This is a genomic window from Bacillus mexicanus, from assembly GCF_050445615.1.
Lineage (GTDB): Bacteria > Bacillota > Bacilli > Bacillales > Bacillaceae > Bacillus > Bacillus mexicanus.
On sequence record NZ_JBCEYV010000001.1, the window covers coordinates 448,011 to 461,426 of the forward strand.

General features: G+C 40.2%; 16 protein-coding genes and 1 tRNA gene. 13 read left to right on the forward strand and 4 right to left on the reverse strand.

All coding sequences use genetic code 11. The features are described 5' to 3' along the window. The first annotated feature begins 58 nt into the window (after positions 1 to 58). From AAGG74_RS02430 to AAGG74_RS02445, 4 genes are all read left to right on the forward strand, one after another. Positions 59 to 1,975: an LTA synthase family protein gene (locus AAGG74_RS02430; protein WP_429674429.1), complete on the forward strand. Its 1,917-nt coding sequence runs from the start codon at positions 59 to 61 to the stop codon at positions 1,973 to 1,975. Between the two features lie 82 nt (positions 1,976 to 2,057). Continuing rightward, a complete protein-coding gene (locus AAGG74_RS02435) occupies positions 2,058 to 3,188 on the forward strand; it encodes a M14 family metallopeptidase (RefSeq protein ID WP_429675224.1) in 1,131 nt (376 codons plus the stop codon). Positions 3,189 to 3,257: 69 nt separating this feature from the next. After that, on the forward strand, positions 3,258 to 4,313 hold the full coding sequence (locus tag AAGG74_RS02440; RefSeq protein ID WP_429674430.1) for a YqgU-like beta propeller domain-containing protein: 1,056 nt from the start codon (positions 3,258 to 3,260) through the stop codon (positions 4,311 to 4,313). A 2-nt stretch (positions 4,314 to 4,315) separates the two neighbouring features. After that, positions 4,316 to 4,630 carry an MTH1187 family thiamine-binding protein gene (locus AAGG74_RS02445; protein ID WP_162102419.1) on the forward strand — a complete coding sequence of 105 codons (315 nt, stop codon included), beginning with the start codon at positions 4,316 to 4,318 and terminating at the stop codon, positions 4,628 to 4,630. Positions 4,631 to 4,660: 30 nt separating this feature from the next. Here AAGG74_RS02445 and AAGG74_RS02450 read toward each other — a convergent pair whose 3' ends face one another. After that, positions 4,661 to 4,834, reverse strand: coding sequence for a DUF2759 domain-containing protein (locus AAGG74_RS02450; RefSeq protein WP_162102420.1), 174 nt, complete (start codon positions 4,832 to 4,834; stop codon positions 4,661 to 4,663). Between the two features lie 155 nt (positions 4,835 to 4,989). On the opposite strand from AAGG74_RS02450, the gene AAGG74_RS02455 reads away from it, so the two are divergent. Then, positions 4,990 to 5,625: an MBL fold metallo-hydrolase gene (locus AAGG74_RS02455; RefSeq protein WP_162102421.1), complete on the forward strand. Its 636-nt coding sequence runs from the start codon at positions 4,990 to 4,992 to the stop codon at positions 5,623 to 5,625. Between the two features lie 38 nt (positions 5,626 to 5,663). On the opposite strand, the gene AAGG74_RS02460 is transcribed toward AAGG74_RS02455, so the two are convergent. After that, positions 5,664 to 5,909, reverse strand: coding sequence for a DUF2626 domain-containing protein (locus tag AAGG74_RS02460; RefSeq protein WP_003226300.1), 246 nt, complete (start codon positions 5,907 to 5,909; stop codon positions 5,664 to 5,666). Between the two features lie 220 nt (positions 5,910 to 6,129). On the opposite strand from AAGG74_RS02460, the gene AAGG74_RS02465 reads away from it, so the two are divergent. Further along, the gene (locus AAGG74_RS02465) at positions 6,130 to 6,507 is read left to right on the forward strand and encodes a Spx/MgsR family RNA polymerase-binding regulatory protein (protein WP_429674431.1); all 378 of its coding nucleotides are present in this window, start codon (positions 6,130 to 6,132) and stop codon (positions 6,505 to 6,507) included. A gap of 66 nt (positions 6,508 to 6,573) precedes the next feature. Here the strand turns inward: AAGG74_RS02465 and AAGG74_RS02470 are convergent. Continuing rightward, positions 6,574 to 6,644: transfer RNA gene (locus AAGG74_RS02470), tRNA-Gln, on the reverse strand. Between the two features lie 86 nt (positions 6,645 to 6,730). Here AAGG74_RS02470 and AAGG74_RS02475 point away from each other — a divergent pair. Then, the gene (locus AAGG74_RS02475) at positions 6,731 to 7,567 is read left to right on the forward strand and encodes an STAS domain-containing protein (RefSeq protein WP_162102423.1); all 837 of its coding nucleotides are present in this window, start codon (positions 6,731 to 6,733) and stop codon (positions 7,565 to 7,567) included. 37 nt (positions 7,568 to 7,604) lie between these two features. Here the strand turns inward: AAGG74_RS02475 and AAGG74_RS02480 are convergent, their stop codons facing one another. Continuing rightward, a complete protein-coding gene (locus AAGG74_RS02480; protein WP_162102809.1) occupies positions 7,605 to 8,933 on the reverse strand; it encodes a hemolysin family protein in 1,329 nt (442 codons plus the stop codon). 152 nt (positions 8,934 to 9,085) lie between these two features. On the opposite strand from AAGG74_RS02480, the gene AAGG74_RS02485 reads away from it, so the two are divergent. The 6 genes from AAGG74_RS02485 (at position 9,086) to comGE (ending at position 13,415) form a co-directional block, all read left to right on the forward strand. Next, on the forward strand, positions 9,086 to 10,033 hold the full coding sequence (locus AAGG74_RS02485) for a magnesium transporter CorA family protein (RefSeq protein ID WP_429674433.1): 948 nt from the start codon (positions 9,086 to 9,088) through the stop codon (positions 10,031 to 10,033). Between the two features lie 228 nt (positions 10,034 to 10,261). Next, entirely contained in the window at positions 10,262 to 11,332 is a 1,071-nt protein-coding gene (gene comGA, locus AAGG74_RS02490) for a competence protein ComGA (protein WP_162102425.1), read from the forward strand. After that, positions 11,319 to 12,356, forward strand: a complete 1,038-nt coding sequence (gene comGB / locus AAGG74_RS02495; RefSeq protein WP_429674435.1) for a competence type IV pilus assembly protein ComGB — start codon at positions 11,319 to 11,321, stop codon at positions 12,354 to 12,356. Before comGA ends, comGB begins: the two co-directional genes overlap by 14 nt. A gap of 13 nt (positions 12,357 to 12,369) precedes the next feature. Beyond that, positions 12,370 to 12,666 carry a comG operon protein ComGC gene (gene comGC / locus AAGG74_RS02500; RefSeq protein WP_014114400.1) on the forward strand — a complete coding sequence of 99 codons (297 nt, stop codon included), beginning with the start codon at positions 12,370 to 12,372 and terminating at the stop codon, positions 12,664 to 12,666. Further along, complete coding sequence (gene comGD / locus AAGG74_RS02505; protein ID WP_429674436.1) at positions 12,656 to 13,084, forward strand: competence type IV pilus minor pilin ComGD; 429 nt, start codon at positions 12,656 to 12,658, stop codon at positions 13,082 to 13,084. The genes comGC and comGD overlap by 11 nt, the downstream gene beginning before the upstream one ends. Then, a complete protein-coding gene (gene comGE / locus AAGG74_RS02510; protein ID WP_162102428.1) occupies positions 13,068 to 13,415 on the forward strand; it encodes a competence type IV pilus minor pilin ComGE in 348 nt (115 codons plus the stop codon). Before comGD ends, comGE begins: the two co-directional genes overlap by 17 nt. Position 13,416: the final 1 nt, after the last annotated feature.

The window sequence follows — 13,416 nt, forward strand, 5'->3', positions numbered from 1 at the left end:
AATGAAAATGTTGGAAATAGACTGATTTTTTTAAGAGCGTGCCGCATAGGAGGTTGAAATGCGAAAAACATTTTTTTCGAAGATTTCATTTATGCTGATTGCCATTTTATTGATGTGGCTGAAAACGTATGCTGTTTACAAAACCAGTTTTCACATTAAAATCGACAATCTGGCGCAGGAATTTATTTTGTTTATCAACCCACTAAGTTTTTTGCTGCTCATCTTTGGCTTCAGCTTGTTTTTAAAAGGAAAAAACAGAAATCGCTACATGATCGCGATGAGCTGTCTTGTCACGTTTGTATTATTGGCAAATATGGTATTTTACCGTTTTTACAATGATTTCTTAACGATCCCTGTCCTTTTTCAAACGAGCAATATGGGTGATCTCGGAAGCAGCATCGGAACACTTCTTGAGCCGACAGACCTCCTATTGGCTGTAGATATTGTGATTTTAATATGGCTTTACACCCGGCAAAAAACGTTTCAATCAGACATCCCTGCCACGAAAAATGAACGGGCGGCATACTTTTTGTTTGTTGCTTCTGTTTATTTCTTCAATTTAGGCCTGTCTGAAGCGGAAAGACCTCAGCTATTGACACGCTCATTTGACAGGGAAATGCTTGTTAAAAACATCAGCCTGTTTAATTTTCATATTTACGACGGCGTTCTTCAGTCAAAGCAATCCGCACAAAGGGCCTTGGCTGACAGCAACAGCCTGACGGAAATTGAAAACTATGTAACCGCTAATGCGAAAGATGGCAACAAAAGCTTGTTCGGCGCTGCAAAAGGAAGAAACGTCATTCTCGTATCTTTAGAATCGACACAAAGCTTTGTGCTCAATGAAAAGGTAAATGGAGAAGAAATCACGCCTTTTCTAAATGAGTTTATAAAAAAGAGCTACAATTTCAATAATGTTTATCATCAAACTGGCCAAGGGAAAACATCTGATTCAGAGTTTCTCGTGGACAATTCACTGTATCCGCTTGGACGAGGTGCAGTGTTTTTTACAAATGCGGGCAATCAATATATGGCAGCACCTGAGATTTTGAAGAACAGCGGTTATTATTCAGCTGTGCTTCATGCTAATAATAAAAGCTTTTGGAATCGTGACTTAATGTACGACTCGTTTGGATATGATTCGTTTATTGATATTAACTCCTATAACGTAACTGAGAAAAATTCAGTCGGCTGGGGACTGAAGGATAAAGAATTTTTTGAACAGTCTTCAGAGCTGATGAAAAATTTGCCTCACCCGTTTTACGCGAGGCTGATCACTTTAACGAACCACTTTCCGTTCGATCTTAATGAAGAAGATCAATTGATTGATCAATATGATTCAAGCAGCCAGACACTAAACAAATATTTTCCCACTGTTCGCTATCAGGATGAGGCGCTGAAACGGTTTATCGAAAAGCTGAAAGAAGACGGGCTATACGACAACTCGGTGATCGTATTATACGGTGACCATTATGGCATATCGGAAAACCACAATGAAGCAATGGGGCAGTTCTTAGGGAAAGAGATTACACCATTTGAGAATGTACAGCTCCAAAAAGTGCCTCTTGTTATTCATATTCCCGGTATGACTGATAAAAAACCGCAAACCATTGAAACAGTAGGCGGCCAGGTTGATATCAGGCCGACGCTGATGAACCTTTTAGGCATTGATACGAAAGATCACATTCAATTCGGAAACGACCTGCTTTCAGATGAAAAACTGGATTTTACGGTGCTAAGAGACGGAAGCTTTATTACGGATCAGGTCGTTTATACAGATGGTACTTGTTATGACAAAGAGACCGGAAAGCCGCTGAAAGAGGCAAAACAATGTGAAGCATTTGCTGATAAAGCGAAACAAGAGCTTTCACTTTCTGATGAAATTATTTATGGGGATTTACTGCGGTTTTATGATCAGAAAAGGCTGGACAATCCGTCAAAACGAAAAGAAAAACAAATGTTTGATCAGGCATCGTAATCACAATGTCTCCCGCATCAAAGTAAGCGGGAGGCTTTCTTTTTTTTAACACGCTGTCATATAGTAACAAAAAAGGGGGATGATGATGGCGTTTATCACGGTGAAACCTGAAATCAAGCACAATTTGGCCGCAGTGGCGAGAGAGCTGGAGATAGATGAGGAATTGCTTAGAAGTGCAAACCGCTCAGCGCTGAAACAACAATTATATTGTCCTGGTTATGTGGTAGAAGAACATGGTGATAAGGAGTTTCAAACGATTCAGGATATAAAGAGCTTTTTACGGCCTCGGCAGTTGGACTTATCTGATAAATGGGTAGTGGAGGAAAAATTCTATGATAGTGCAGCTGTTGAAAAGGAAATAAAGAAGATCATTGATGTGTTTCCGTTTGTCTCATGCCGGGAAATCGGTCGTTCTGTACTTGGCAGGCCCATTTGGGAGCTTAAGACTGGCATGGAACATGCGGCAAAAAAGGTTCACATGAACGCCTCCTTTCATGCGAATGAGTGGATCACAACATCTGTCCTGCTGAAATGGTTTAAGGAATACTGTATGTCATTATGCTGCAACACATCTTTTTTCGGATTTTCTCCTATGAAGCTGTTCAGCAGCACGTCCTTGTCTCTTGTTCCTCTCGTGAATCCCGATGGTGTTGATCTCGTTTTAAACGGACCAGACGGCATGGGCGTCAAGAAAGATGAGCTCGAAAGGATTAATGACCATCGCTCGGATTTTAATGAATGGAAAGCGAATATAAACGGAGTTGATTTAAATAAACAATTTCCATCACTGTGGGAGATTGAAAAATACCGCAAACCAACAATGCCCAACTATCGCGATTTTCCGGGAAACTCACCGCTTACGGAGCCGGAATCTATTGCAATGTGCCAGCTCATAACGGAGAATCCGCCAGACAGACTGCTGGCTCTCCATACGCAAGGGGAAGAAATTTATTGGGGCTATAAAGGCCTTGAGCCTGAAGAATCTGCTGCTGTCATAAAGGATTTTGAAAGGTTAAGCGGAAACATTTATAAAGGAGTAAGGGATATAGATAGCTATGCAGGGTTTCGCGATTGGTTTATTCACCATTATTTCAAAGAAGGATTTACGGTGGAACTTGGAAAAGGCCAAAATCCTTTGCCGTTTCAGCAGTTTTCACATATCTATAATGCCACAAACGGCATTTTGTGGAGGGCATTATTTTTTCATGAGTAACTGAAACTTTTCCTTTTTTCTGCCGAAGTAAATATGAGACAATAAAAATGATCGGAGGAGGGAAGGCTGATGAGATCAGTTTGTTTCATTCTGCTGTCAGCGTTGCTGTTTAGTTTGTCGGCATGCGAACCATCTCATCAGCAGCAGCAACAGGCAGCGGAGGCAAAAGATGAAGAAAAAGACATCATACCGCTTTCCGCAGAAAAAGCGGATGGAGCAGAAGGATGGCTTAATAATAGCACTATTTTATATACCGCGTCTGATCCGACAAAAACGGAGCTTTTTGCATATTGCATCTTCACTGGCAAAGCGAAAAAGCTCTATCAAACAGATGGTCAAATTGTTGATGTTCAAATCAATCCAGAAAAGCAGATGATTTTGCTGCAAATCACACACAGCCAAAAGACAGCAGTGGTTTTGCTTAATGCCAATGGAAAGATGCTCTACAAAAAAGATTACGAAACATATGAGCTGGAGGCGGCTTGGAATCAATATGACCCTTATCAAATAATGGTCACGGTGTTCTCTGAAAACTGGGATTTCCATACATATCAGGTGAATGCTAAAAAAGATGAGTCTTCCTTAAGCCCGGTACAGGTTCCATTTATTCATTGGACATCTAAAAACACATTTGATTATATAAAAGGGGGAAGAGACGACAAGTCAGGTCCTATATATGCATACGATACAGCCTCCAAAGCAGAACAGAAGCTCGAAGATGACGTGCTTTTCTTTGATTCTTTCCAGCACATGCGTTTTATTGTCAAATCGGCCGCCGGGCAAAAAGGGACATATCATTTTAAAACACCGCAAACAAAATCGCCAGTAACAGCGGAATTGCCGCTTCAAATGAAATATACAAGCTTGGCTCCGATGGAGTATGACTATGATGAAGCAAAAGGCCTGTTTTATACGTTTAAAGAAAGCGGCGATGCATATAAGCTCGCAGCTGTCGATGTGGCATCGGGAAAGACAAAAGATCTTTTCTCTCTGCCTCATATGGAGCCGATTCAAATATCTCCGAACGGGAAATATGCGTTATACGGCTTTCATTTTGAGCGGATTATTTTATTAAAATCGCATGAAACGAAGCAACTGATTATTAATCAAAAGGAGATGGAATAACGATGGCGATCGCAGATGTAACCATTATCCCAATCGGTACGGAAACACCCAGTGTAAGTGCTTACGTTGCCGATGTGCAAAAGATTTTAGAAGGATATAAAGCTGAAGGGAAAATCAAATATCAGCTGACACCGATGAGTACACTGATCGAGGGAGAACTTAGTGACCTTTTCACCGTCATTCAGGCAATACATGAAGCACCGTTTCAAAAAGGGCTGCACAGAGTGGCGACAAACATCCGCATTGATGACAGGCGTGACAAAAAAACGACGCTAGAAAGCAAAATAGAAAGTGTCACTAAACATTTACAGCAATAAAAATAAACCTGTATCCATCGGATACAGGTTTTAATGCGCGGTTGGATATCCGCTGTTTATCACGGTCATCACGGTAAACCAGCCAAAGACAAATAAGGTGCCTCCAGCCAATAAAAATCCAAGTATATTTCTATTTTTCACAGAACGCAAGACTCCCCATAAAGCGAAAAGAGCGACAAGGCCGAAAATCACGACAAGTAACATGAAGCAGCCCCCTTTACATTGAAAAACCTGCAATTCTTTCCAGTTTCATTTTACCTGCTTTTTAAAGGTTTGTCGATAGCGTTTTCATTGAGATTGATTGAATCTTTTTTCAAAAACCTTCATAATAGGAGCATAAAAAGAAAGAGGTGATACAAGTGAAATGGAGACGAATGCCAGTAGGACCGATTCAAGCGAACGCATATTTTCTTATCAATGATGATCAATGCCTGATCTTTGATCCAGGCGGCGAAGGAAATAAAATCAATCAATACATAAAAGAAAAAGGGCTGACACCTTTAGCCATTTTGCTTACCCATGCCCATTTTGACCATATAGGAGCACTTGATGAAGTGAGGGGGAAATGGGATATCCCTGTTTATCTGCATCAAAATGAAAAGAATTGGCTTACAGATGCCTCTTTAAATGGCTCCGGTATACTTCGGGGGATAGAAGTCACAGCTAAACCTGCAGATCATCTGATTGAAGGCGACGGTGAGCTGAATATCGGGCCGTTTCATTTGGAAACATTATTTACACCGGGGCATTCGCCAGGCAGTGTTTCTTACTATGTGAAGGATGCAGACTTGGTGATCTCTGGAGATGTCTTATTTCAAGGCGGTATAGGGCGTACGGATTTAATAGGCGGCGATCAAGAGACATTGCTGAGGTCAATTCATGAAAAACTGCTTACACTGCCGGAGCACACGCTGGTGTTAAGCGGGCATGGCGCTGAAACAGACGTGCAGACCGAGCAGGATCAAAATCCATTTTTAAATGGCTTTTCACTATAAAAAAGAGACAAACCTTATCGGTTTGTCTCTTTTTGCATTTAATGGCCTCCGCCGCCGGGCACCATAATAAAAATCGAGTAATATGTAAAGCCGGCGAAGAAAATCGTTAAATAGGCGCCAAAAATATAAATATACATGCGTTCAGTTAAGTTCAAATACGATAGGAATACAAATAAAATCGTCTGTCCAAAAAATAAAAGGGAAGCATCTTTCATATCACCCAAATAAAACATGACTGCAAAAATTCCTGTCCAAAATCCTAACACCCGGAACATGCGATTCATTTTTATCCCCTCCCGAGAGTCCCTCTGATTGTTATTATAATAGATCGCATCTAAAAATGTAAACATTTTCATTACTTTATATACAAATGGAATTTATATTTCTATTATATGAATGATTTTTTAAAAATAATTCAAAAAAACTTTTATAAATGGTTTAAATAAAAAATGATCCGGGTAGTTATTCTACAAAGAGATGGTTAACTGAGGAGGAAATAAACAAATGGAACAAATCATTTTTTACTCATATCCAAGCTGCACGTCATGCCGGAAAACAAAACATTGGCTTAAAGCACATCAAGTTAATTTTAATGAACGGCATTTATTCAGAGAAACCCCGACAGTAGAAGAATTAAAATACATTTTATCTCTAACGACAGAAGGTATTGATGAAATCTTAGCGACAAGAAGCCAGACGTTCAAAAATTTGAACTTAAACATTGAAGAGATGACGGTAAATGAGGTGCTGGAACTTTTAGTTGAAAAGCCTAAGCTTTTGAGACGTCCGATTATTGTAGACAATAAAAAACTGGTGATTGGTTATAATCCGGGAGAACTGTTGAAACTATCAAAGAAGAAAACGGTTCATCAATCTGCATGATGAAAAACCGAAGATCCGCTGATTTATCCGAATCAGCTTATCTTCGGTTTTTCACCTGTTCAGAAACTGGGCTAGCTGGATTCGAACCAACGATCACGGAGTCAAAGTCCATTGCCTTACCGCTTGGCTATAGCCCATTGAATATAAACATAGTATGTGTAGAGGCAGAGGCGTTATACATGTGGGATATATTTTTTAAAAAAACAGGGGGTAGCTCATTAAGATGATAGCTCTTGATCAGCACGTAACAGAGCACAAAGAAGACATTTTGGAACAATGGCTGAAAACCTGCACGTCAAAAGGAAGCTGGCATTCCGTTAAAGATCAGCAAAGATTAGAACAAAAGCTAAAAGACCAGCATGAATCATTAGTGACCATCGTGGCAAAATCCCTGAGAAATGCAGAAAACGTAAAGGATGAGCTCAACCGATGGTCTCTTCAATGCGCCAGAGACCGTGCCGTTCATGAAGTTACTGTAACAGAAAGTGTCGGCCAGTTTAACGCCTTCAGGCACATCATGTTTGAATGGCTGCAGAAATTCAGCGAAGCCTCTTCTCAAGAAATCAGCATTCAGGACATGTGTGAATGGAGCAAGATTTTGAATCAAACCATTGATGAAATCATCGAAGTGTTTACAGAAGAATATCACCAAGTCACCATGATCCAATTAAACGCGCAAAAGGAAATGATTAATGAATTGAGCGCGCCTATTATGCCGATTTCTGACGGGATAGGGATTCTGCCGCTTGTCGGTGAAATTGATACGTACAGAGCAAGGACCATTTTGGAGTCTGTACTGCACCAGTGTTCAGCGCTAAAGCTCTCATATTTATTTTTAGATATTTCGGGTGTTCCCATCGTTGATACAATGGTGGCTTATCAAATATTTAAAGTGATTGACAGCACCAGACTGCTCGGAATTGAGACGATTATTTCAGGAATCAGACCAGAAATTGCTCAAACTGTGGTGAAGCTTGGACTGGATTTTTCAAATGTGAAAACGGAGCGAAATCTTGTTAAAGCTCTGGCTAATAAAGGATTTAAGATAGAAGAGTATTGATGCTATGAAATAAAAAAGCTGAACAGCCTTCGAAGGGCTATTCAGCTTTTTTTACCTCTATAAATAAAATGTGATGGCTGTCGATGTCTTTTACCTTGAACGAGTAGCCGCCATATTCAATGACACTTTCAGGTTCCGCATCTATATTTTGTGTCAGAAACCAGCCGCCTAAAGTGTCCACTTCCTCGTCTGGTAAAGCAATTCCAAGCAGGCTGTTTACATCGCTGATTAATAACTTTGCATTTAATAAAAAGTGATCTTTTCCAAGCTCCCGGATAGGGGGTACTTCATCTGTATCAAATTCATCGCGGATTTCTCCTACAATTTCCTCGACAATATCTTCGACAGTAACCAAACCGGATGTCCCGCCATATTCATCAATGAGGATTGCCATATGAGTGCGTTCCTTTTGCATTTTCGGCAGCAATTTATAAATCGGAATTGTCTCAATCACGTGGATAACAGGCTGAATGAAAGGTTCAATTTGCTGCTTTTGAAGTGAAAAATCTTTCGACAGCATTGCAAATAATACTTCTTTCATATTGATTACGCCAATGACATTATCTTTATCCTCTCTGACAATGGGATATCGTGTGTACTTCGTTTGCTTCACTGTTTCCTGCAGACTTGAAATGGATTCTTCATCAAGTGACAAACTGACCATTTCATTTCGCGGCACCATAATTTCTTTTGCCATTCGTTTATCAAAGGTGAAGATATTATTCATGTATTTTAATTCGCTTTTTCTGATTTCACCGCTTTTATAGCTTTCAGCCAAAAGGACCCGCAGCTCTTCCTCCGTATACGCCAGCTCATGCTCTGATGCAGGTTTTAGTCCAAATGCCCCTGTAATCAACCGGGCAGAGTGGTTCAGCAGCCAAATGAATGGAAACATAATCTTGTAAAACCAAATAAGCGGTTTGGCGAGCATCAATGTAATGCTCTCTGCTTTTTGAATGGCGAAACTCTTCGGCGCCAGCTCTCCGATGACGACATTGAAATACGTCACCAATAAAAAGGCGATAACAAGTGAAAGAAGATGGGTAAGCGATTCATTTAAGCCTGCTTTATGAAAAAGCGGCCGAAGCAGAGTTTGTACAGTTGGTTCTCCAAGCCAGCCTAGGCCCAAAGCCGCAACTGTGATACCCAGCTGGCAGGCTGATAAATACTCATCAAGATGAGTGATGACATGCTTTGCCGCTTTAGCACCTTTCTTCCCTTTTGCGACAAGCTGATCAATTCTGGATCGCCGCACCTTTACGATTGAAAATTCTACGGCAACAAAAAATCCTGTTAATAAAATGAGAATAGCGACTGCTAATAAATTAATAAATTCCAAAATAACTGCCTTCTCCAAGGAAGGCATGCACCTCCCTTTTCCGATGTCTTTCTGTCTTTCTACATTCCATACCACCGGAAAATACTCGCAAAACATAAATTTGCGGCGTCTAACTGGTTTAATGAAGCTGTTCTTGGGCAATTAAAGAATAAAAGAACAAAAATGTGGAGGAGCTTAACATGAAAGTACATACGGGAAAGGATTGGTTCTGGTACCAAATGGGACCTCAGGCAAGAGATCAGGCAAGAGATCTAATCCATTTTTCTCATTGGCCTCAATGTGAAAAGTGGTTTGAAAATAATCAGCATATTAATTTTTTACGCGTAGACACGACTGAGGCAGATAATGAAGCGGTATTTGGCTCGATCGTATATGATCAGGGACTTGATCAGGAACAAGACCATACCGTTTTTCATTTTTATATCACGAGAGACTATTTTTTTACCATTAACTTTGATTTTTCAATTTTGAAAGGGATTAAGGGAAGAGAAGTCATCCAACAAATGGAAAGGACAGGCGATGCCATAGAGGGATTTTTGGTTCTTCTCGGTGAATTAATGAATGCGTACCTAATTGGTATTGATGAATTTGAGGTGAATCTGAGAAAACTCAGATGGCAAATCAAAGATGACAATAGTAAAAGTATTTTGAACCGCGTCCATCTTCTGCGTCATGATCTGATGGTTTGGAAAAAATTAATCCTAAATGTCAAGAAAATTGAAATGGCGTTGAAAGAAACCTTTTTGCCTCAAAACGAAGGAAAAGATTATCGGCGGATACATCTGAAAATTGACAGAGGGTTTACATACATCAATGAATTTGAAGGAGAGCTTAACACGCTGCTGCATTCAGAAGAAGTAATTACCTCTCACAGAGGAAATGAGATTGTAAAAGCGCTGACGATCTTCACAACGCTTTTTACACCGATGACAGCACTCGGTGCCCTCTGGGGAATGAACTTTTCAGTAATGCCTGAGCTGGATTTGAAATACGGGTATCTCTATTCTCTCATAATGATTATTATTTCTACTATTCTGATCTACCTCTATTTGAGGAAAAAGGGCTGGACAGGAGATATGCTGCAGGAGCACAAGAATAAAAAAAATCGAAAAAAGTGGAAACTGTAGGGTGTTTCATTATATTGTAAGATGAAATGAAGCAGGCATGATGATCAATCATGCCTGCTTTTTTATTGGAAAAATAGCGAAATCAATAAGGTGCCTTAGTTAAAACATTGTTTTCTGTCAGCAGAAGTTGCTTTTTGGAAATAAAATATCGCAGAAAATCACTTTTTCCCGGTTTGATTACAGGTTCGTTTTTTTCTACAATACGCATTGAAAGGAGAGGGAATCAAATTGGATTCAATAGAAAAGATCAGCAGAACCTTGATTGAAGAGGCATATGTAACAAAGGCTTCTGACATACACATTGTGCCGAGAGAGCGGGACGCCATCATTCATTTTCGGGTTGATCAAGCTTTGTTGAAAAAAAGAAATATGAAAAAAGAAGAAAGTATAAGGTTGATTTCACATTTCAAATTTCTCTCAGCGATGGATATCGGAGAAAGACGAAAACCGCAAAATGGTTCGCTTACATTAAAGTTAGAAGAGGGCAATGTTCATTTAAGAATGTCAACGCTTCCCACAATTAATGAAGAAAGCCTCGTGATCAGAGTGATGCCTCAATACAATATCCCTTCAATTGATAAACTATCATTATTTCCGAAGGCAGGTGCGACCTTACTCTCATTTTTAAAACATTCACACGGTATGCTCATTTTTACCGGTCCGACTGGTTCAGGAAAGACCACTACCCTATACTCTCTTGTTCAATATGCAAAAAAACACTTTAATCGAAATATTGTCACACTGGAGGACCCTGTTGAAACAAGGGATGAGGATGTTCTTCAGGTGCAGGTGAATGAAAAAGCCGGTGTGACATATTCCGCAGGGCTAAAGGCGATTTTGCGCCATGACCCGGATATGATTATTTTAGGTGAGATTAGAGACGCAGAAACAGCAAAAATTGCGGTGCGGGCAGCGATGACCGGTCATCTGGTACTGACAAGCCTTCATACGAGAGATGCGAAGGGGGCGATTTACAGGCTTCTTGAATTCGGCATCAACATGAATGAAATCGAACAGACTGTCATTGCCATTGCTGCTCAGCGTCTAGTTGATTTGGCTTGCCCGTTTTGTGAAGACAGATGTTCATCAGTGTATTGCCGCCAGTTACGAAAAACCAGGAGAGCGAGCGTTTATGAGCTGCTTTATGGTCAAAATCTTCAGCAATGCATGCAGGAGGCCAAAGGACATCATGCAAATTATCAATATCAAACATTGCGTCAAATTATCAGAAAAGGAATTGCGCTTGGCTACTTGACAACAAACAATTATGACCGGTGGGTTTATCATGAGACAGATTAGAAAAACCTGGCCGTTAAAGGATCAAGCCCAGTTATTAAAGCGGCTTGGGGAAATGATGGCGGGCGGTTATACGATGTTAGATGCATTACGCCTGATGGAACTCCAGCTGAATAAGAGGCAGGTTTCAGATTTGACTGACGCAATGTTACAGCTGAGGGAAGGAGCTCCGTTTTATCTAGTATTAAAAAGGCTGTCATTTCATAAGGAAGCTATAGGTATTTGTTTTTTTGCTGAAACACATGGTGAATTGCCTGCTTCCATGATCCAGAGCGGCGAGCTGCTGGAACGAAAAATGACACAGGCAGACCAACTGAAAAGGGTGCTGAGATATCCGCTTTTTCTCATCTTCACAGTGGCTGCCATGTTTTATATGCTGCAGGCTGTTATCATTCCTCAGTTTTCCGGTATTTATCAATCAATGAATATGGAAACCACACGTTCGACTGACATGCTTTTTGCTTTTTTTCAACATATCGATTTTTTTCTCATTTTATTTGCTTTTTTTGCAGCGGGTGTCGGGCTTTATTATTGGTTTGTGTTTAAGAAAAAATCGCCTGCCGGGCAAATGCTTATTTGTGTGAGAATGCCTTTGATAGGAAACCTTGTCAGGCTGTTTAACAGCTACTTTATTTCTTTGCAGCTAGGCAGTCTTTTACAATCAGGTCTCTCAATTTATGACAGTCTTAACGCATTTAAACATCAAACGTTTCTCCCTTTCTACCGCTGCGAGGCTGAACAAGTAATTGAACGGCTGAAAGCTGGTGAATCAATTGAAGTCGCTATTGGCAGCAGTCCTTTTTATGAAACTGATTTTTCAAAAGTCATCTCTCACGGACAGCTGAGCGGCCGCCTTGATCGAGAGCTTTTCACATACAGCCAGTTCATATTGCAGCGTCTGGAATACAAGGTGCAAAAGTGGACTGGCATCCTTCAGCCTATGATTTATGGGTTTGTGGCAGCGATGATCTTACTTGTGTATTTATCAATGCTTTTGCCAATGTATCAGATGATGAATCAAATGTGAAAGGAAGAGGCTGATGAATGAGAAAGGATTTACACTTGTTGAAATGTTAATTGTGCTATTCATTATTTCGATCTTGCTTTTAATAACGATACCGAACGTCACGAAACATAATCAAACCATTCAAAAAAAGGGCTGTGAAGGTTTGCAAAACATGATTAAGGCACAAATGACTGCATTTGAACTTGATCATGAAGGACAGACACCGAGTCTTGCTGATTTACAATCAGAGGGATATGTGAAAAAGGATGCAGTTTGTCCAAATGGGAAGCACATTATCATTACTGGCGGAGAAGTTAAGGTTGAACATTAAATTAAATGAGGAAGGATTTACCCTTTTAGAAAATTTGCTTGTGCTGAGCCTCGCTTCTATCCTCTTGATTGCTGTATTTACTACACTTCCTCCTGTTTATGGAAACACAGCCGTCCAGCAGGCAGCATGGCAGCTGAAAAACGATATGATGCTTGCACAACAGGCTGCAATATCCAGACAACAAAGAACAAAAATTCTCTTTCAGCAAAACGAATATCAATTAGTCATAGGTGATACGGTTATTGAACGGCCGTATGCTACGGGACTTTCTATAAAACCGCAGACATTAAAAGACCATTTGGATTTTAATGAGAAAGGGCACCCAAATGCAGGCGGAAAAATACGAGTGAAAGGGAACACCGCTTATGACATAACAGTTTATTTAGGGAGCGGGAGAGTCAATGTGGAGAGAAAATAAAGGCTTTTCTACAATAGAAACAATGTCTGCATTAAGTTTGTGGCTGTTTCTGCTGCTGACAGTTGTTCCCTTGTGGAACGAGCTGATAGCTGCTGAAAATTTGGCAGAATCTCGAGAAATTGGTTACCAGATAATGAATGAAAGCATTAGCCAATATATGATGACTGGTGAAGAAACTGAGACAAAAAAGGTTTCAAAGAACAACAATAACTATACGCTAAACTGGGAGGAGGAGGGGGAGTATCAAAACGTATGCATTACGGGAGAAGCTTATAAAGAAAAAAACTTTTGCTTCAGCATTCTGCGCTCAGACTGGTTATACGCTTCTTAAC